Raw genomic sequence first — 19,779 nt, forward strand, 5'->3', positions numbered from 1 at the left:
CCATGTCCTCCGTCCCCGACAACCTCAGCCCGGCCGAGCGCTTCGCCCTCGACGCAGAACGCCGGGCCTTCGCCAAGACCGAGCTCGGGGCCTTCGCGGCCGACTTGCCGTTCCCGCTTGATCCCTTCCAACGCGAGGCGTGCCGCGCGCTCGAAGCGGGCCACGGCGTCCTCGTGGCCGCGCCGACAGGCGCCGGCAAGACGGTCGTGGGGGAGTTCGCCGTCTACCTCGCGCTCCGCCGGGGGCTCAAGGCCTTCTACACGACGCCCATCAAGGCACTCTCCAACCAGAAGTACGGCGAACTGTGCGACGCGTACGGAGCAGACAGGGTGGGCCTCCTCACCGGGGACGTGACCATCAACGGCGAGGCGCCCGTCGTCGTCATGACGACCGAGGTGCTCCGCAACATGCTCTACGCGGGCTCATCGACGCTCGGCGGTCTCGGCTACGTCGTGATGGACGAGGTGCATTACCTCGCTGACCGCTTCCGGGGCGCGGTGTGGGAAGAGGTGATCATCCACCTTCCGAAGGACGTCCGCGTCGTGTCGCTGAGCGCGACGGTCTCGAACGCCGAGGAGTTCGGAGCGTGGCTCGACACGGTGCGCGGCGAGACGGACATCATCGTCTCGGAGCACCGGCCGGTTCCGCTCTGGCAGCACGTCATGGTCGGGCGGCGCCTCGTAGACCTCTTCGCGACGCGGAGCTCCTTCGAAGACCTCGCCGACGCGCACGACCGCACGGACGAGGGCCCGGAGGAGCCGCAGAAGCCCGACGCCGAGCGCTTGCCCCGCCGGTCGGGCGATCCCCGAGAGCTCACGGCGGTCAATCCCGAGCTCGCCGAGATCGCGCGGCGCGAGACGCAGGCCGAGCACCGCGCGCGATTCCCGCACGGGGGGAGAGGGCGACGGCGGGACGAGCGGCCGCGTGGCCATGCCGGCGGGCGGCAGGGCGGCCGATCTGAGGGCGTCCAGGCCTCGGTCGCGAGGGCGAGCCGCCCCCAGATGATCCAGTCGCTCGAGCGGCAAGGGCTGCTTCCGGCGATCGACTTCATCTTCTCGAGGGCCGGATGCGACGCCGCGGTGCAGCAGTGCGTCGACGCGGGCCTCGACCTCACAACCCCCGCTGAACGGGCGCGGATCGCCGAAGCCGTTGAAGCGGCCGCGAAGGACCTCCCGCCGTCCGACCTCGGCGTTCTGGGCTTCTGGGGCTGGCGCGAGGGGCTTCTGCGGGGGCTTGCGGCCCACCACGCAGGCCTCTTGCCGACGTTCAAGGAAGTCGTCGAGAAGCTCTTCGCTGCCGGTCTCGTCAAGGCCGTGTTCGCGACCGAGACCCTCGCCCTAGGCGTCAACATGCCTGCCCGGAGCGTGCTGATCGAGAAGCTCGAGAAGTTCAACGGCGAGGCCCACGTCGACATCACGGCGGGGGAGTACACCCAGCTCACTGGGCGCGCGGGGCGGCGCGGCATCGACGTCGAGGGCCACGCCGTCGTCCAGTGGCGCCCGGGCCTGGACCCCGCTGCCCTTGCGGGGCTCGCGTCGAGGCGGACCTACCCGCTCAATTCGAGCTTCCGGCCGACCTACAACATGAGCATCAACCTCGTGGCCCAGTTCGGCCGCAAGCGGGCTCGCGACATCCTCGAAAGCTCGTTCGCCCAGTTCCAGGCCGACCGTTCGGTGGTGGGGCTCGCGCGTCAGGTTCGGGACCGCGAGGAATCGCTCGCGGGCTACGAGAAGGCCATGACGTGCCACCTCGGCGACTTCACGGAGTACGCGAGGCTCCGCGAGGAGCTCTCGGCCGCCGAGAGCTACGCCTCCCGGGAAGCCGGCCGGGCGCGTCGGAGCATGACCGTCGACTCGCTCGCGCGCCTTCAGCCCGGCGACGTCGTCGAGCTCGCTCAGGGCCGCCTGAGCGGCACCGCGGTCGTGCTCGCCACGGACGCCAACGCGCGCGAGCCGCGCCCCCACGTGCTGACCTTCGACCACAACCTGCGCCGCATCGGCTTCCAGGACCTCGACGGCCCCATCGAGCCGATCGCCCGGATCCGGATCCCCAAGCATTTCGACCCCAAGCGACCCAAGGATCGGCGTGACCTCGCGGCGTCCATGCGCCACGCCGTCGACCGCTCGCACAGTGGACACAGCGCGGGCGACCACGCCGGGGGTGGACGGGGAGCCCGCCGCTCGCGACGCGACTTCGCCTTCGCCGCAGGCTACGAGGACACGGAGCGGCGGATCACCGAGCTGCGGCACAGGCTTCGCACCCATCCGTGCCACGGGTGCGCCGAACGCGAGGATCACGCGCGGTGGGCCGAGCGCTGGACCAAGCTGCGCCGCGAGACGGACCGGCTGGTCGAGCAGATCAAGGGGCGCACCAACACGATCGCCAAGACCTTCGACCGCGTGTGCGAGGTCCTCGAGTCGTACGGATGCCTTGAGCAGGGCGACGGCGACGTGCGCGTCACGGATCGTGGCCAGCAGCTGCGCCGCATCTACGGAGACAAGGACCTCCTCACGGCGCTCTCTCTCCGCGCCGGTGCGTTCGACGACGTCGACGAGGCCGAGCTGGCGGCGCTTGCGAGCATCCTCGTCTACCAGGCGAAGCGCGACGAGCCCGGGCTCCCGCCCAAGATGCCGACCGTCTCGCTCGATGTCGCCGTCGACGTCGTGCTGCGGGAATGGTCGCAGCTCGAGGACGTCGAGGAACAGCACCGGCTCCCGCGCACGGCCGAGCCCGACTTCGGCCTCGTGTGGCCGCTCTACAAGTGGGCCCGCGGGCGCGATCTCCAGAACGTCCTCTCCGGCACAGAGCTTGCGGCGGGGGACTTCGTGCGCTGGGTCAAGCAGGTCATCGACCTGCTCGACCAGCTCGCGGACGTCCCGCGCATCGAGCCGCGGGTGCGGCGGCTCTGCCATGCGGGGATCGACAGCATCAAGCGTGGCGTCGTCGCCTATTCGGGCGTCGCCGACTGACCGAGCCGTCCCGGCCTGCGCCTCGAGGCAGAGCCGTACCGACAGAAAGGCCTCGCAAGGCATGAAGGAATCCGGCACGTCTTCCGAGCGTGCGCTCACCCTATACCGCAACGGGTCGGTCTACTCGACTGCAGACCCCTTGGCTTCGGCGATGCTCGTCGACGGCGACACCGTCGCGTGGGTCGGGACGGAGCACGCCGCCGAGTCGATCGCGGGCGCGGGGATGACCATCGTGGACCTCGACGGGGCGCTCGTCACTCCGGGTTTCGTGGACTCGCACGTGCACCTTTCGGACACCGGCCTCGCCCTGCAGTCGCTTGACCTCTCAGGCGTCCGGTCGGCGCGGGAGCTCCTCGAGGCGATGTCCGCGGCGCCGACCGCGGAGGGCATCCTGCGCGGGCACAGCTGGGATGAGTCGCTCTGGGACGATCCCGCACTGCCGACGGCTCAGGAGCTTCGCCGCGCGGCAGGCGGCCGTGAGGCGTTCCTGACGCGCGTCGACGTCCACTCGGCGCTCGTCACAGGCGGCCTTGCCGAGGCGGCGGGGGCGACCCGACTCGAAGGATGGTCGGACGGACCCGCGGTGTCCCAGGCCGCGCTCGTCTCGATCCGGGAGGCGGCGAGGCCGTCGCACCCCGAGGAGCTGCGGTCCCTTCACCGGGTTGCTCTTGATCACGCCGCGAGCCGGGGGTATGTGGCGCTCGTCGAACAGGCCGCGCCCCACATCGGCGGCATCGACGACCTTCGCCTCCTGCTCGGCGGCGAGCACGGCGACGAGGCTCGCCCCCAGGTCATGGCCTATTGGGGCCAGCTCATCTCCTCGGCGGCCGAGGGGAAGGCCCTCCTCGCGGAACTTGGCGTGCCCGTCCTCGGGCTCGCAGGGGACTTGAACATCGACGGCTCTCTCGGCTCCCGCACGGCCTTCCTCACCGAGGAGTACGACGACGCCGCCGGTCACCGCGGCGTGGCGTACCTCGACGCGGAGCAGGTCGCGCGGCACCTGGCGGCGTGTTCGGAGCTCGGGATCCAGGGCGGCTTCCATGTGATCGGCGACGGAGGCCTCGAGATCGCGCTCGAAGGGCTCCGCCGCGCGTCCGAGCGCGTCGGCGCCTCGGCGATCCGCGCGGCGGGGCATCGTCTCGAGCACGCCGAGATGGCTTCCGCCACCGCGATCGCGGCCCTCGCCGGCTACGCGGTGACCGTGAGCGCGCAGCCGCTCTTCGACACCGCGTGGGGTGCCCCGGGCCACCTCTACGAACGGCGGCTCGGGCAGCGCAGGATCGGAATGAATCCCCTTGCGAGCTTCGCATCGGCCGGGGTCCCCGTCTGCTTCGGGAGCGACTCGCCCGTCTGCGCCCTCGACCCCTGGGCGAGCGTCGCAGCGTGCCTGCGGCATTCGACCCCGAGCGAGCGGATCTCGGCGCGGGCCGCGTTCATCGGCCATACGCGCGCCGGCTGGCGCGCTGTTCACCACCCGCATCCGCTCATGGGCCAGCTCGTCCCGGGGGCGCCCGCAAGCTTTGCCGTGTGGGAGGTCGACGAGCTCATGGTCCAGGTCGCGGACGAGCGAGTGCAGGCGTGGAGCACCGATCCGCGGGCCCGCACTCCGCTGCTTCCGGCCCTCGATACCGAGAACCGCCCACGGTGCCTCTCGACCGTCCACCGGGGAGTCGAGCTCTTCCGCGCGGAGGGCTTCGCGGCCTGAGCCTGCGTCATGTGTCGCGGTTTGCGCAGCGCCTTGGGCCTTTCCGCGCTCGCCCAAACCCGTGCTGAGTTGGGGAAACGCGTGTCGTCGCAGGTCGGGAGCCGGTTGACAGGATGGGTGGGGCACGTAGGATCGATTGTCATCGGGCTGCGCCGCGATGCGGACAGTCCAGTCGCCGCCGAGCAGCTCAGGCGGTGGCACTGCCCCTGGGGGCAGGTCCACGTGTCAGTAGAAAACAGTCGGGGGACTGACCAGCTGCCAGCCCCGCGACTGGCCCGAAGGCGCGTGGGCCTGCCTGGGTGCTGGATATAATGGAGAATTGCGCCCACTTCCGCGGGCGCTGACCTTTTGTCCAGTCTCCGAAAGGGACGCCTGCGTGCGTATTCTGACGATCATCCCGACGTACAACGAGCTCGAGTCCCTTCCCAAGACGCTCGGGCGGCTGCGTTCGGCGGTGCCGGCGTCCGACGTGCTTGTGGCCGACGACAACAGCCCAGACGGAACGGGCGCCCTTGCCGATCGCATCGCCGCGGAGGATCCCCAGGTGCACGTCATGCACCGCAAGGGCAAGGAAGGCCTCGGGGCCGCTTACATCGCCGGCTTCAGGTGGGCCCTCGAGCGGGACTACGACGTCATCGTCGAAATGGACGCCGACGGATCGCACCAGCCCGAGCAGCTTCCGCGGCTCCTCGAAGCGGTGGAGAACGGCGCCGATCTGGTCATCGGCTCGCGCTGGGTTCCCGGCGGGTCCGTCGTGAACTGGCCGCTCTACCGGCAGCTCATCTCGCGGACCGGCAGCACGTACTCGCGGCTCATGCTCGGCCTCCGCGTCAAGGACATGACGGCCGGCTATCGTGCCTTCCGCCGCACGACGCTCGAGAAGCTCGACTTCGACGCCGTCGAGTCGGTCGGTTACGGCTTCCAGGTCGATCTCGCGTGGCGCGTCGCGCGAATGGGGCTATCGGTTGCCGAGGTGCCTGTGACCTTCGTCGAGCGCGAGCTCGGCTCGTCCAAGATGAGCGGCAACATCGTCGTCGAGGCCATGCTCAACGTCACGAAGTGGGGTCTTTCGGACCGCTGGGCACGGCTCACGCACCGTGCCGAGCGCTGAGCGCCTGACCTAGGGGCAACGGCGGTCGGCGGCTTCGTGATCGAAGCCCGCAGACGATTGAGGGGCGGGAACCTTTCGGTTCCCGCCCCTCAATCGTCTGACAAGTGCAGCCGCGCTGTGCGTCAGCCGGCGCGCTCGCCGCGCTTCTCCCGGAGACGTGCGAGGCGGTCCTCGAGGATCTGCTCGAGCTCGGGGATGCTGCGGCGCTCGAGGAGCATGTCCCAGTGCGTGCGTACGGCCTTCTCGGCGTTCTCCGTGGGCCGTTCGCCGTCGACAAGGAACGCCTCCTTGCCCGTCTTGGACGTCCAGACGGGAGGGATCTCCGCTTCGGAGGAGAACGTCACGAAGACCTGCTCGCCGTCCTCGCATCGGTACTCGACGCGCTGACGCGGGGCCGGCTCGACGCCGGCTTCGCTCTCCATGGACTGTGCACCCAGACGCATGCCGCGCAGGCTGCGGTCGCTCATATCTTCTCCCTCACGATCTGCTGCCCGGCCTCAGGGCCCGACGCACATGACAACGCCCGCGGGAGCTCGCGTGTTCCCGGGCGGACTTCCCATTATAGGCCGGAAGGCGGGCCGAACGGGGTTTCAGGCGCCGCCGTCGTCCGTTCCCAGCCGCCGCGGGTGGTGCTCGAGGATGCCTTGGGCCTCTGCGTCGATCTCGGACGGCCGGGCAGCCTCTTCCTCGAACGCTCGCGCGTCCTCCTCGAGCGTGTCAGACTCCACCCCCGCGCCAGCCGAATCCGCGACGGGGGCCGCGGAGCCGTCCGGCGTGAACGGAACGGATGGCTCCGCCGTGGCTGCCGGTTCGGCCGCCTGCCCGACGTTGCCGAGGACGCCGCCGATGCCCTTGAGCGCATCACCCACCTCGCTCGGGATGATCCAGAGCTTGTTGGAACCGCCCTCCGCGATCTTCGGCAGGGTCTGGAGGTACTGGTACGCGAGCAGCTTGGGATCCGGGTTGCCGCGATGGATCGCCTCGAAGACCTTCTGAATCGCCTGGGACTCGCCGTCGGCCTTGAGGACGGCGGCCTTGGCCTGCCCTTCTGCCTTGAGGATCTGCGCCTGCCGCTCGCCCTCGGCCGTGAGGATCGCCGACTGCTTCGTGCCTTCCGCCGTGAGGATCAACGCGCGGCGGTCGCGCTCGGCGCGCATCTGCTTCTCCATCGAATCCTGGATGGAATGCGGAGGCTCGATGGCCTTGAGCTCGACGCGGGAAACACGCAGGCCCCAACGCCCGGTCGCTTCATCCAGGACGCCGCGGAGCTGGCCGTTGATCTGGTCGCGCGACGTGAGGGCCTCTTCGAGGTTGAGACCGCCGACGACGTTGCGGAGCGTCGTGATGGTGAGCTGTTCGACGGCCTGGATGTAGTTCGCGATCTCGTAGGTCGCGGCCCGTGCGTCGGTGACCTGGAAGTAGACGACCGTGTCGATCGACACCACGAGGTTGTCCGAGGTGATGACCGGCTGGGGCGGGAACGAGACGACCTGTTCGCGAAGGTCTAGGAGTGGCAGGAGCCGGTCGACGAACGGGATGAGCAACGTGAGGCCCGGGTTCAGCGTGCGCTGGTACTTCCCGAGACGTTCGACGACGCCGGCGCGGGCCTGCGGGATGATGCGCACCGAGCGGACGAGCACCGTCATGACGAACAGGATGAGCGCGATGACGACGATGACGAGGATGATTCCGCCTGCGTCCATGGTTTCCCCCTAGCTGTTGGTTCGCCTCGGGCCTGCTCGGCCGTCAGCTCCGATACGGTGAGGTCTCGTCGCCGGGAGCGACGACGGCGGTGGCCCCCTCGATGGCGACGACTTGGACGACGTCGCCGGGGAGGAACTCTCCGCGTTCGGCGCGCGCGGTCCAGACGTCGCCGCCGATCTTGACGAGTCCCTTGGTGCCGTCGACCGGCTCCATGACGGTGGCCCGCGATCCGACGAGCCGATCGACGTTGGTCCGAACGTCCTCGATGCCGCGATTCATGTGCCGGATCGCGAGGGGGCGGACGAACACGATCATGCCGACGGAGACGAGGGCGAAGACCAGCCCCTGGAGCCACGTCGGCCCGTGGAGCAGGGCCGTGGCGAACGCCGCGAGGGCCCCGCCGCTGAGCATGAGGAACACGAAGCTGAGGCTGACCATTTCGATCCCGCCGAGGACGAGTGCGAGCACGAGCCACAGCATCCACGCGTTGTTTTCGATCCAGTCCATCGACCGTCCTCCATCCCCCCACTCCTTCCACTACCCTAGCCCAGCAATACCGTGGTGGGAGGCCCCTGTGGACAACATGTTCATCACGGGCGGAGCCCTGCCTAGACGGCCACGAGCGGCTCGGGGAGCGGGCCGCTTGCGTGCCGGTCCGCCGACCTCCTCAGCGCTTCGACGGCGTCGCGAATGGTTGCGGGGGACTCGGTGAAGGGCAGCCGGAGCCGATGCTCGAAGGCGCCGTGCAGGCCGAATCGGGGGCCGGCCGTGAGGGCGAGGCCCTCGTCCCGGGCACCGAGGACCAGCTCGGACGACGACCACGGTGCGCAGTCGATCCACAGAGCGAGCCCGCCTTCCGGATCCGGGATGGTCCACGCCGGAAAATGCTCGGCGAGCGCCGAGCGCATGGTCGCGAGGCCCTCGGAGAGCCGCGCTCGCCGCTCGGCCACGAGATCTGCCTCTCGCGCCATGAGCTCGACCGCGACCAGCTGCTCGAAGACGGGCGTTCCGAGGTCCATGCTCGTCCTTGACTGCGCGAGCCTGGCGATGAACGTCCGCCCGGCGCGGATCCATCCGACCCGAAGGCCGCCCCACGCGAGCTTGCCCAGCCCTCCGACCGTTACTACCGATGGGGAGAAGGCCGCGAGCGGCTGCCGCGGCCCGCGGCGGAGGTCGAGCCACATGGTGGTCTCGTCGGCGATGAGCACGGTGCCGTGGCGATCGGCCGCTCGCGCGAGGCGCGCGCGGGCGTCGTCGGGCAGGCTCGCGCCCGTCGGGTTCTGGAAATCGGGCATGACATAGCCGACGGTCGGCGCGGCGTCGCGGAGGGCGGCCTCCGCCTCGTCGAGGTCCCACCCGGCGTCGGGGTCGACCGGGACCGGGACGGGGCGGGCCCTCGCCGACGAGATCGCGTCGATCGCGTGGGGATAGGTCGGGTGCTCGATGAGGGCCCGGTCGCCTGGGGATGCCAGCAGCCGCGCGAGGAGGGCGATGGCGTGCTGGGCTCCTGATGTCACGAGGATCTGGTCGGCGTCGGTCGCGACTCCTCGGCGGCTGAAATGCGCGGCGATGGCTTCGCGCAGCTCGGGATGCCCCACGATCTCGTAGCCCGATCGCGCGAGCTCGGGCCCGATCCGCTGCGCTGCCGCGGCGTAGCACGCGGCTACGGGAAGTGCTGCCGGCATCGCCGCCTTCGTGAAGTCGAGGGGGATTCCGTCGGCTGCCGGGTCCGCGGACGGTCGCGTGCCGAGCGACACGAAGCTTCCCGAGCCCCGGCGGCTTTCGATCGCGCCGACTTCCCTCAGGCGGCCGTAGGCGGAGGCCACGGTCGTGCGGCTCACTCGGAGTGCTGCGGCGAGGTCCCGCTCAGCGGGCAGGCGCGTGCCGTGCGCGAGCCGGCCGTCGAGGGACACGAGCCTGACGCGGTCTGCAAGGGCTGCGTAGGCCGGACTGCCACTGCTGCGCCACGGACCAAGAATCGAGGCCAATCTCCGGGCTGTGATCGCGATCATGAGGCCATTGTTGCAGAATTGGACCTTTGTTTGCAGTCCACTTAGGGGCATTCTCGAAGCATGTCCTCGGTTACCGGCCTCCCGTCGAAGTTCCTCTCAAGCCCCCGGCTCACACTCCGGATGGCGCGCCTCTACGTCGGCCTGTTCGCCTATGGGATCGCGATCGCCCTGATCCTGAGGGCCGGGCTCGGCGGCTCGCCATGGGACGTGCTCGGCCAGGGGGTCGCCAAGACCTTCGGCCTCTCGTTCGGCGCCGCGACGGTGGCCATCAGCGGTGCCGTGCTGTTCCTCTGGATCCCGCTTCGCCAGCGGCCCGGCTGGGGGACGCTCTCGAACGCCGCTCTCATCGGGGTCTTCGCGGACCTCGGGCTAGCCTGGGTTCCGCCCGCGAATGCCGTGCCCCTCTGGTCGCCCCTCGCGCAGGCGGCGTTCCTCGCGGCGGGACTCGTCCTCCTGGCCCTGGCGTCGGTGCTGTACATCGGCGCGGGCCTCGGCCCCGGCGCCCGGGACGGGCTCATGACCGGTCTCGTCGCGCGGACGGGATGGCCCGTGTGGGCGGTGCGCAGCGCGATCGAGGTGTCGGTGACCGCGGCCGGATGGCTCCTCGGCGGAACGCTCGGCGTGGGCACCGCGATCTTCGCCTTCACGATCGGCCCGCTCATCCAGCTCGCCCTCCGCGTTCTGGGTGCCGAACTCTCGCCTCACCCCTCTCGCGAGGCGATCGTGGCGGAGCGCGAGGTCAGTGTCGGCGCAGCACGCTGAGCTCGACCGCCCCCGCCGTCCCGATCGGCCCCTCGGGCAGCCTCTCGAGGATGTCCGCGCGGTCCATGTGGTGTCCCGCGGGCCCCATGAGGGCGAGGTCCGCCGCCGCCTCCCGATCGAGGACCAAGGGGAAATCGATGGCTCGCCTCGAGTCCAGGTCGAAATGCTGTTCGGCCGCGCGCGCCACGGCATCGGCCTTGCCAGCAGGAACATCGAGCATCGGCAGCAGGTCCCGCAGCCCCGCAAGGTGCTCGGGCCGCGGCGTGACGATGCACAGGACGCCGCCGCGGCGCAGCACGCGGGCGAACTCGGGGACGTTGCGCGGAGCGAAGATGTCGAGGACGACGTCGACGGCGCGGTCCGGCAGGGGGAGGTCACGCCAGAGGTCCCAGACGATGGCGGCGGTCCCCGGCAGCTTCGCGGCGCGCGCGAGAGCGTGTCGAGAGAGGTCGAGGGCGACGGCGCGCGCGCCGGGGGAGCGGCCGAGGACGTGGCCGAGGTAGTAGCCCGTCCCCGCCCCCGCGTCGAGCACCGCGGGGGCGGGAGCACCGCCGTCGCTCGTGATCGCGTCAGGCGCGGACAGCGCAGGGGCCGCGGCCTCCGCGACGGCTTCCGCGATCGGTGCGTAGTGGCCAGCGCCGAGGAAGCGCTCGCGGGCCGCGACCATCTCCGCGGTGTCGGGGACGAAGCGCGTGCCCCGGCCCGTGAGGAAGTTGACGTAGCCCTGCCGCGCGGCGTCGAAACGATGTCCGGACACGCAGACGAGCGAGCGCGCCCCAGCGTTGTTCGCGGAGGTCTCCCACGGCTCTGAGCACACGGGGCAGCGCAGGAGCTCTTGGGCGGGGAATGGCATGGCCTCCATGCTAGCCGCGCCGGCTCGGCTAGGCTTCACGGCGTGAAGCCCGCCCAGCTCGACTCCATCCTGACCCTTTCGCCTCCGACCGTCCACGCGTCGGGAACACGCTGCGCCGTGGCGGCCACCCGGCCCGACTTCCGCGCCGACGCGGCCGTCGGGCAGCTCTGGGAGGTTCTGCTGGATGGAAGCCGACCGCCGCGGCGGCTCACGCGGGGATTCCGCGACACCGCTCCGCGCTATTCGCCGGACGGCGCGTGGCTCGCGTTCCTGAGGGCGGCCCCCGAAGGACGCCCTCAGCTCGCCATCGTGGAGTCGGAGGGCGGCGAACCGCGAGTCATCACGAATCGCCTCCTGGGCGTCGAGCAGTTCGCGTGGTCTCCGGATTCGCGGCAGATCGCCTTCACATCGCGCGAGCCCGAACCCGGCCGATACGGGGGCACCGACGGCGTGGGCGCGCGTGCCGAGGATCCGCGTCTCGTCACGACGCTCAACTACCGGATGAACGGGACTGGATACACGGCCGATCAACGAGCCCAGCTGTTCGTGCTGAGTGTTCCCGACGCCGACGAGGAGCCGTTCGTCGCTGCGCGGGGGCGCGCGAAGGCAGACGAGGCCGACGCCGCGAGCGGGTTCCCCGAGGCGCGCCAGCTCACCGACCACGGCGTCGATCACGCGGGGCCCTCTTTCAGCGCGGACGGACGCTCGGTCTACACCGTTTCGGTGTTCGACCCCGAGTCGATCGACACGCTTGCATCCCGCGTCGTCCGGACTCCGCTCGACGGCGGCGAGAGCACCGCCGTCGTGCTCGCTGAGCCGGGGACCGCTCACGTCGAGTCGGCGGTCGAAGCCCCCGACGGCTCCGGGCTCTTCGTGCTCGCGTCGGGGCTCGGCGATTCGGGAACCGATTTCGTCGGCCGGAACACGCGGTTGTTCTGGCACTCCGCCTCGGACGGCTCGACGGCCCAGATCAGCGCGGACGACGACGACTTCGGCGAGGCGCCTGGCGCGCTCCGCGTCGACGAGGACGGCCGCGCGCTCGTGCTCGCCCGACGGCGCGGCGTCGTCTCGCTCCTCGCGTATGTCCCGTCCGGGGGACGCGAGGTCCTCGCCGACGGGGACACCGTGGTGACGGGGGCCGACGCGGCGGGAGGCGCCGTCGTCGTGAGCTTCGCGGACGCGGCGAGCGCCGGCGAACTCGCCGTCGCGCGCGGCACCGGCCTCGAGAGGCTCACCGACTTCGGCGCGCTGCTGCGCGAGGCGGCGACACCGGTCGTCCCGCGCGAGCTGGTGGGGGAGAGCGCCGACGGGTCGCCCGTCCACGGATGGGTCCTGCTTCCCGAGGGAGACGGGCCTCATCCGGTCCTTCTCACCATCCACGGCGGGCCCTTCGCCCAGTACACGGGCGCGTGGTTCGACGAAGCTCAGGTTTATGCGGCGGCGGGATACGCCGTCGTCATGTGCAACCCCCGGGGCTCCGCCGGGTACGGAGAGGACCACGCCCGCGCGATCAGGCAACGCATGGGCACGGTCGACTTCGAGGACGTCCTCGGCTTCCTCGACTCGGCCCTTGGTGCCTATCCGCACCTCGACCGGGATCGGCTCGGCATCATGGGCGGCTCCTACGGCGGCTATCTCACGGCGTGGACGATCGCGCACGACCACCGGTTCAGGGCCGCCATCGTCGAGCGCGGCTTCCTCGATCCCGAGAGCTTCGTGGGGTCGGCGGACATCGGCTGGTTCTTCCCCGGGGAATACACAGGCTGGTCGGGGGACGCGATGCGCGCGCAGAGCCCGATGGCGTACGTCGACGACGTCGAAACCCCGACTCTCGTGATCCACTCGGAGGAGGACTGGCGCTGCCCGATCGAACAGGCGCAGCGGTACTACACCGCGCTCAGGCTGCGCGGGATCGAAACGGAACTGCTCGTCTTCCCCGGCGAGAACCACGAACTGTCCCGATCCGGCACGCCGCATCACCGCCGGCAGCGCTTCGACCACATCCTGCGCTGGTGGGCGCGGCACCTGCCCACGTCGGAGAACCCGGGCGCGGGCGAGTCCGCGGGCTAGAAGCCGAGATCCCGTGCGGCGGCCTCCGGCAGGGGTTCCGCCCAACGCGCCGCGTACTCCTCGTTGGTGCTGAGGGACCGCAGCTCAGCCCGGTCGAGGTAGAGGCCTCCCGCGAGATGATCCGTCTCGTGCTGGATGATGCGCGCCTGCCAGCCCGAGAACTCGGCACGGCGGGGCGAGCCATCGGGCGCGGTCCAGCGGGCTTCGACGCGTACCGCACGCCGGACCACGGCCGTGTAGCCGCGCACTGAGAGGCAGCCCTCGTAGAACGCGGCCAGCTCGGCACCGAGGGGAACGTAGACGGGATTGAGGACCGCGAAGAACGGCAGCGGCGAGCGCTCGCGGGCCCGCGCGATGCCCTCGTCGGCCGCCCACGCGTCCTCGATCACCGCGAGCCTCAGGGGCAGCCCGATCTGCGGGGCCGCGAGCCCGACGCCCGGTGCCGCGTGCATAGTACGCCGCATGACCTCGATGAGGGCCGCGAGGAGGGCCGCATCTAGCTGGCCGTCGAAGGGGACAGCCTGGGTGCGCAGCACTGGATGGCCCGCCTGGACGATTTGCGGAAGCTCGCCGGATTCCACGATTTCGGCGGCGGCCTCGGCGAGGCGCACCGCAGACCAGGTGCTGCGGGGTGCGGGGCTCATGTCCCCCAGCCTATGCGGGCGGACCGCTCAGCGTCGGCAGGCACGGGGCTCATCCCGCCGTCCAGCCGCAGGCGCGCGCGACGAACGCGTAGATCTTCGTCTTGAGAGCGTTCGACGCCGGGACCTTGACGACGCCTGTCGTGTCCCCTACGCGGATCGTGAGCGGGATGAGCGTGCCGACTTTGTCTTCGGCGACGGCATGCGGGTCGCAGCGGGCCGGGCGCACGGTGAGGGGGATCGGCGCCCCGCCCGCCGCGATGTGGACATTCTGCGGCCACGGCGCCGCAGGATCCTCGTCGAGGAGCGTCGTGTTCGAGACCGAGACGAGCTCGAGGTTCTCGCTCGGCCCGTGCCCCGTCGGCCGGTCCGCAAAGAGCTCGAGTGTCGCCGTGCGGGCTGGGCCAGTCTCTGCGAGCCCATCGTCGAGCCGCAGCCTCGCGCTGTCCGCGACGCGGATCGCGAAGCACTTTTCGGAGTGGATCCGGGGAAGCACGCGGTGCGGGTCGGTCGCGGGCACGACGATCGCTCCGCCGTCCGCGAAGGTCACGCGGACCGATGGATCGCCGTCGTCCGGCGTCCCGCAGCGCGGAGCGGTGGTCGCCGCGGGAAGGCTGATCGGATATCCGGGCGAGAGATCCGTGCTTCCCGCCCACGCCGCGCCGTCCTCGAAGCGGGGGTCCACGAGTTCCGCGCGGGTGACCGTGATGGCGCCGGCGGCCACGTCGTCGAGCTGGAGGACGACGGTTTCGCTCGCGTAGCCGTCGCGGAACTGATCGACGACGACGGCGATCGGTGCCGTGGGCGAAGGTGAGGGCGCCGACGTCGGGGCTCCCGCCGGGCGCGCGGGCGAGCAGCCGACGACGGCGACGGCGAGGAACGCTGCGACAGCACCGGACCGGCGGCGCGGGCTCATAGCTCTAGGCTACGGTCGCGACGAGTCCGAGGAAGTCCTGCGCAGAGCGTGAAAGGGGCGACGCGGCGCTCCACACGGCCCGCAGCACCCGCCCGAGGCGCAGATTCGGTGTGTGCGCCTCCGCGAGGCGGCCGCTGCGCAGCGCGAGCTGGACGGCGAGGCGGCTCACGACGCCGGGGCCCAGCCCGGCGGCTACACTCGCCGCGAGCGCGGCGTTGCTGCCCACCTCGAAGCGGGAGCCGGAACCGTAGGGCGCGAGCGCGCGGTCGGTCGTCTGGCGCGTCCCGGATCCGGGCTCGCGGACAACGAGCCCCGCTGCGGCGATCGCCTCGGGCCGGATGTCGCCGTCGTCCGCCCACGGATGGCCGGGGCGCACGATGACCACGAGCTCGTCGCGGGCAACATCCAGGTAGCGGAATCCTGTCTGCACCGTGGGTCCCTCGACAAAGCCGAGATCGGCGGCCCCGGTGCGGAGCCGCTCGAATACCTCGTCGGAGTTGCCGACGTCGAGGGTCACGCTGACTCCCGGGAGGCGCTGCTGGGCCGCGGCGAGCCATTGGGGCATGAGGTGCTCGGCGACCGTCATGCTCGCGCAGACGTGCAGCGCGCCGCGCTCGCGTTCGAGGGCGTCCACGGCGCGGACGACGCTCTCCGCTGCCTCGAGCACCTCGGCCGCGAGCCCGGCGACGACGCGCCCGCGGTCGGTGAGCTCCGTGCCCCGTGGGGTACGCCTCGCGAGCGCGAATCCGGCCGATCGTTCCATCTGCTCGAGAAGCCTGGACGCGTTCGGCTGGGCCATGCCGGTCTCGCGCGCGGCGGCGCCGATACTGCCCCGGCGGGCCAGTGCGTCGAGGAGCCGGAACTGCCGCAGATCCCAATCCCGCACACTCATATCCCCACTATATGACTCCATGCCGAAATGCCGTCTACTGGCGCGAGGCGGTGGCCGGAAGCATGGAATCATGGCCGTTCACGGATCAACCGCCCCCGCCCAGCCGCAGGCCCGGCCCCGACGGGCCCGTCTGAAGCCCATCGTGCCAGGGCTCGCGGTGGCCCTCGTCGGTGCCGCCGTCGCGACCGGCCTCGCGGGGCTCCTGCCGGGGGCGAGCCCGCTCCTCGTCGGCATCGCGCTGGGGCTGGCCGCGCGGAATTTCGGCCTTCTCCCGGACAGGCTCATGTCTGGGCTCGCCTTCGCGGGGCGTGTGCCGCTGCGGATCGGAATCGTCCTCCTCGGCCTCCAGCTCTCGATCCGCGACCTCGCGACGCTCGGCTGGGCCATCCCCGTGCTCGCCCTCGCGGTGGTCGGGATCGGGCTCTTCTCGACCGTGGGGATTGGACGGCTCCTCGGCATCGCACCGACGCGCGCGCTCCTCATCGCGTGCGGCTTCTCGATCTGCGGCGCCGCAGCCGTGGCGGGCGTCGAATCCGTGCTCGACGCGGACGAAGAGGACACCGTGAGCGCTGTCGCGCTCGTCGTGCTCTTCGGAACGCTCATGATCCCGACGATCCCATTCCTTGCCGAAGCCCTCCACCTCCCCGTCCGCACGGCCGCGCTCTGGGCCGGCGCCTCCATCCACGAAGTGGCGCAGGTGGTCGCAGCCGGCGGACTCATCGGAGGAGGGGCTCTGACCCTCGCCGTGACCGTCAAGCTCGCCCGCGTGCTCATGCTCGCCCCGGTCGCCGCCGTCCTCTCCCTCCGCCAACGTCGGTCTGGAGGCCTCGGCGGCGGGGCGCGGCCGCCGATCGTCCCCCTCTTCGTCCTCGGCTTCATCGCCGTCGTTGCCGTGCGGAGCCTAGTGCCGGTCCCGCACGAAGTCCTCGGCCTCGCCTCCGCGGTGCAGGGCTTCCTCCTGACGACGGCGATGCTCGCGTTGGGCGCGGGAGTCCGGCTCCGCGAGCTCGCCCGGCGGGGAGGCCGCGCCGTCGTCCTCGCCGCCGCCTCGACCCTCGTCGTCGGCGCCGTCGGACTGGGCGGGGCACTCTTGCTCGCCTAGGCCGCCTGACGAGCTATTGCAGGCTCTCAGCGTGCGTACAGGTTCGCGCGGCGCGACGCACAGCCTGGCTTCCTAGCCTGAACGCATGAGAAGCCTGAGCCGTCGCCACATCCTTCAAGGCGCAGGGCTCGCGGTGTTCGGTGCGGTGGCCGGCGCGACCGTGGCCCGATCGAGCATCTTCCCTCTTCCGGCGAGTGCGTCCGCGGCGACCCCCACGCCCGCGCCCACGGGAACCTCCTCCCCGACCTCGCCGCCCGACCGCACTTTCGTCAGCACAAAGCTCACAACGCCCCACGTGAACGTGTGGTCCTCGTCGCCCACTGCCTCGGGGCTCCTCTTCGCCGGGCCCATGGGCCACGGCTCCAACGGCCTCATCATGGACAATCAAGGCCACCCGGTATGGCTTGAGCCCACCGGCGCCGGGGTCACGGACCTCAGGGTCCAGACGTACCGAGGGCAACAAGTCCTGACCTACTGGAGCGGTCAGGGGATCGGCGGCCACGGCGAGGGGGTCGGCGTCATCAAGGATTCCGCCTACCGCACCATCGCCCAGGTCTCCGCGGGCGACGACGTCAAGGCCGACCTGCACGAGTTCACGCTCACCCCTCGCGGGACGGCCCTCCTCACGGCGTACCCGACCATACAGCGCGACCTGTCCGCCCTCGGCGGCCGCACCGACGGCTACCTGTACGACTGCCAGGTGCAGGAAGTGGACATCGCGACGGGCACCGTGCTGTTCGCGTGGAAGGCCTCCGACCACATCCCGCTCGACGAGAGCTACGTGAGGCCGTCCGATGACGCGTCGGCGGACGGCAGCACCCCGCGGAAGGCCTTCGACCCGTACCACGTCAACGCCGTCGATCCCCGTTCGGACGGCTACCTCGTCTCCTTCCGCCACACCCACACGATCTACCTCGTGGACCGGACGGGCGCGGTCACATGGCGTCTCGGCGGGAAGCGCTCCGACTTCACCATCGAGGACAATGCCGCCTTCGCGTGGCAGCACGACGTCCGCCAGCGTGCCGGGGGCGTCATCAGCCTCTTCGACAACCACTACAAGGACGGCACGACGGGAACGTCGAGAGGGCTGCTCCTCGCCGTCGACGAGGGCAAGCGCACTGCCTCGGCCAAACTCGAGCTGGCCCGCGGCGGCCATCGCGGCAACGCGATGGGCAACGTCCAATTCCTCGACAACGGCCACTACCTCGTCGGCTGGGGATCCGACCCCTCTGCCACCGAGTTCGCCGCGGACGGGACTCCCGTCTTCGAGGCGACCGGTATCGGGAACGGCTCCTACCGCGTGTACCGTTCACCCTGGACGGCGCACCCCGAGGCCCTCCCCGACATCGCCGCAGTCCAGGGCAACGGCTCGGCGATGCAGGTGTACGCGAGCTGGAACGGCGCGACCGAGGTGGCGAGCTGGAGATTCCTCACGGGCGAGACCCCGACCTCCCTCGCGGAGGCCGTCGTCGTCAGGCGCACGGGATTCGAGACGACGGCGGCGGTCGCCGTCGCTCCTCACGCGGTCGTCGTTGCCCTCGATGCCGAGGGCAACGTCCTCGCGACTTCCGCCGTGATCAGCACCTAGGCCTGGCTAGATCGCCACGCTTCGCGGCCGCGCCTCACGGCACCTGCGCGGCCTCAGCGGCTTCGGTCACGAGGTATACCGCGTACTCGTGGAAGTCGATGATGCGGCGCTCGCCGATCGCGTCGACGGCCCAGAAGAGGTCCATGGGTGCGTGGAGATTCGTGACGCGTCCGCGGAAATGCACGACGCCGCCGACTTGGGCTAGGATCTCGTCCCCGCACACGAGCTCGCGGCATGAACTGATCCTGCAGGCGTGATGAGGCATGCCCACGCTCCTTGCGGAAAAGCGAGGAGGGCGCTCCTTGGAAGTGCCCTCCGCTGAATCGTCGGCTCAATCGGCGACGGCGGAACTCGACTGCCTGCCCAGCGCGCCGGTCCCTCCGGGCACGGGATCGGACGGCAGCCTTGTGACCGCGGCGCTCGCGAGCGGGGTGAACCTGAGGCTCACAAGCTGGGCCGTGCCCCCGACGGAGTACGCGGAGATCCCTGTGCTGGCTGGGGAGGGGAAGATCTGCTCGGTGATGGTAGCGAGGCCGTCCTGCGCAAACACCTCGACCGATGACGCGTCAACGTAGATCGAGAGCGAGAGGCGGCCGCCCACGAGCTCGATGGCGACAGTCTCTGTCGAGGGGAAGCTCGGACTGAAGCAACCTTTGCCCGCCGAGGTCCTGTCGACGACGAGCTCCCCGCGTTCCATGGTGTAGGCGATGCGGGTGGCCTGGTCGACGCCTTCCCGGATGAGGAGGCCGAACTCGGCTGACGTGCCGGAGTCGAAGATCGCCTCGATGAGGTACGGCTCGAGACCGCCCGAGGGGCCCAAGCCGAGTGAGCCCTCGGGGAGGTCGCGAGCCCCCAGGGCCTGGGCTGGCTCTCCGGGGGCAAGTCCCGGGACGGCGCGCTGGCGGAGGACGACGCGCGGCCCGCGGCGATGGAGCGTGGCCTCGCGGGGCAGGGCCATGGCTCCGCGCCAGGGGCTGGTCGGGACGGCGCGTGCATAGTCCCAGTTGCTCATCCACCCGACGAGGATGCGCCGGTCGTCGGGCGTGTTGTTGAAGGACACGGTCGCGTAGCAGTCACGGCCGTGGTCGAGCCATTCCCACTCTGGCTGGTCCGCGGCGGCGGAGGGCGGCCCGCCAGCGGGCGTGAATGCGACACCGTCGAAGTCGCCGATGAAGAAGATCCCTGCCGAGCCTCCCTCGCCGGTCTCGCGATCGAGGTTGACGATGAGGACCCACTTCACGTTCTCAGGATCCCCGTCCACGGGGAGGGGGAAGAGGTCAGGGCATTCCCAGATCCTGCCGACTGGTTCGGCCGACGTGAACTCGCTCAGGTACGTCCACCGCATGAGGTCCTCCGAGCGGTAGAGGACGACTTTGCGCTCGGTGGCTTCGACGGCGACCATGACCCAGTAGGGGCCGGTGGGGCTGTCGTAGCGGAAGACCTTGGGGTCGCGG

At 70.7% G+C, this 19,779-nt stretch carries 17 protein-coding genes; 7 read left to right on the plus strand and 10 right to left on the minus strand.

Features of this window, described 5'->3' with window-relative positions; translation table 11 throughout:
• Positions 1–2: 2 nt before the first annotated feature.
• The 3 genes from SPF06_RS06875 to SPF06_RS06885 all read left to right on the plus strand — a co-directional run bounded on the left by SPF06_RS06875 (position 3) and on the right by SPF06_RS06885 (position 5,785).
• Positions 3–2,969: a DEAD/DEAH box helicase gene (locus SPF06_RS06875; RefSeq protein WP_323278267.1), complete on the plus strand. Its 2,967-nt coding sequence runs from the start codon at positions 3–5 to the stop codon at positions 2,967–2,969.
• 61 nt (positions 2,970–3,030) lie between these two features.
• Positions 3,031–4,674: an amidohydrolase gene (locus SPF06_RS06880; RefSeq protein WP_323278268.1), complete on the plus strand. Its 1,644-nt coding sequence runs from the start codon at positions 3,031–3,033 to the stop codon at positions 4,672–4,674.
• Positions 4,675–5,050: 376 nt separating this feature from the next.
• Positions 5,051–5,785: a polyprenol monophosphomannose synthase gene (locus tag SPF06_RS06885; RefSeq protein WP_323278269.1), complete on the plus strand. Its 735-nt coding sequence runs from the start codon at positions 5,051–5,053 to the stop codon at positions 5,783–5,785.
• 122 nt (positions 5,786–5,907) lie between these two features.
• On the opposite strand, the gene SPF06_RS06890 is transcribed toward SPF06_RS06885, so the two are convergent.
• From SPF06_RS06890 to yczR, 4 genes are all read right to left on the minus strand, one after another.
• A complete protein-coding gene (locus tag SPF06_RS06890; RefSeq protein WP_323278270.1) occupies positions 5,908–6,252 on the minus strand; it encodes an RNA polymerase-binding protein RbpA in 345 nt (114 codons plus the stop codon).
• 123 nt (positions 6,253–6,375) lie between these two features.
• Complete coding sequence (locus tag SPF06_RS06895; protein WP_323278271.1) at positions 6,376–7,488, minus strand: SPFH domain-containing protein; 1,113 nt, start codon at positions 7,486–7,488, stop codon at positions 6,376–6,378.
• A gap of 43 nt (positions 7,489–7,531) precedes the next feature.
• Entirely contained in the window at positions 7,532–7,996 is a 465-nt protein-coding gene (locus tag SPF06_RS06900; protein ID WP_323278272.1) for an NfeD family protein, read from the minus strand.
• Between the two features lie 101 nt (positions 7,997–8,097).
• Positions 8,098–9,501: a MocR-like transcription factor YczR gene (gene yczR / locus SPF06_RS06905; RefSeq protein ID WP_323278273.1), complete on the minus strand. Its 1,404-nt coding sequence runs from the start codon at positions 9,499–9,501 to the stop codon at positions 8,098–8,100.
• A 60-nt stretch (positions 9,502–9,561) separates the two neighbouring features.
• On the opposite strand from yczR, the gene yczE reads away from it, so the two are divergent.
• Positions 9,562–10,263 (plus strand): membrane protein YczE, encoded by a 702-nt coding sequence (yczE, locus tag SPF06_RS06910; protein ID WP_323278274.1) that lies wholly within the window; start codon positions 9,562–9,564, stop codon positions 10,261–10,263.
• Here yczE and SPF06_RS06915 read toward each other — a convergent pair.
• On the minus strand, positions 10,241–11,116 hold the full coding sequence (locus SPF06_RS06915) for a putative RNA methyltransferase (RefSeq protein WP_323278275.1): 876 nt from the start codon (positions 11,114–11,116) through the stop codon (positions 10,241–10,243). The two genes, yczE and SPF06_RS06915, sit on opposite strands and share 23 nt — an antisense overlap.
• Before the next feature lie 42 nt (positions 11,117–11,158).
• Here SPF06_RS06915 and SPF06_RS06920 point away from each other — a divergent pair, with 42 nt between their 5' ends.
• Positions 11,159–13,186: a S9 family peptidase gene (locus SPF06_RS06920; RefSeq protein WP_323278276.1), complete on the plus strand. Its 2,028-nt coding sequence runs from the start codon at positions 11,159–11,161 to the stop codon at positions 13,184–13,186.
• On the opposite strand, the gene SPF06_RS06925 is transcribed toward SPF06_RS06920, so the two are convergent.
• The 3 genes from SPF06_RS06925 to SPF06_RS06935 are packed head-to-tail and all read right to left on the minus strand — an operon-like array spanning position 13,183 to position 15,635.
• A complete protein-coding gene (locus tag SPF06_RS06925) occupies positions 13,183–13,830 on the minus strand; it encodes a peptide deformylase (RefSeq protein WP_323278277.1) in 648 nt (215 codons plus the stop codon). The two genes, SPF06_RS06920 and SPF06_RS06925, sit on opposite strands and share 4 nt — an antisense overlap.
• Positions 13,831–13,879: 49 nt before the next feature.
• Positions 13,880–14,743 (minus strand): hypothetical protein, encoded by an 864-nt coding sequence (locus tag SPF06_RS06930; protein WP_323278278.1) that lies wholly within the window; start codon positions 14,741–14,743, stop codon positions 13,880–13,882.
• A 4-nt stretch (positions 14,744–14,747) separates the two neighbouring features.
• Entirely contained in the window at positions 14,748–15,635 is an 888-nt protein-coding gene (locus SPF06_RS06935) for a LysR family transcriptional regulator (RefSeq protein WP_323278279.1), read from the minus strand.
• A 70-nt stretch (positions 15,636–15,705) separates the two neighbouring features.
• On the opposite strand from SPF06_RS06935, the gene SPF06_RS06940 reads away from it, so the two are divergent.
• Positions 15,706–16,737, plus strand: coding sequence for a YeiH family protein (locus SPF06_RS06940; RefSeq protein WP_323278280.1), 1,032 nt, complete (start codon positions 15,706–15,708; stop codon positions 16,735–16,737).
• An 85-nt stretch (positions 16,738–16,822) separates the two neighbouring features.
• Positions 16,823–18,325, plus strand: a complete 1,503-nt coding sequence (locus SPF06_RS06945; protein ID WP_323278281.1) for an arylsulfotransferase family protein — start codon at positions 16,823–16,825, stop codon at positions 18,323–18,325.
• A gap of 34 nt (positions 18,326–18,359) precedes the next feature.
• Here the strand turns inward: SPF06_RS06945 and SPF06_RS06950 are convergent, their stop codons facing one another.
• Together SPF06_RS06950 and SPF06_RS06955 are read right to left on the minus strand one after the other, a co-directional pair.
• Entirely contained in the window at positions 18,360–18,590 is a 231-nt protein-coding gene (locus tag SPF06_RS06950; protein ID WP_323278282.1) for a hypothetical protein, read from the minus strand.
• A 66-nt stretch (positions 18,591–18,656) separates the two neighbouring features.
• Positions 18,657–19,779, minus strand: a 1,123-nt coding sequence (locus SPF06_RS06955; RefSeq protein WP_323278283.1) for a glycoside hydrolase family 32 protein, incomplete at its 5' end; no start/stop codon positions are given.

The sequence above is a fragment of the Sinomonas terricola genome (assembly GCF_034931225.1).
GTDB lineage: Bacteria > Actinomycetota > Actinomycetes > Actinomycetales > Micrococcaceae > Sinomonas > Sinomonas terricola.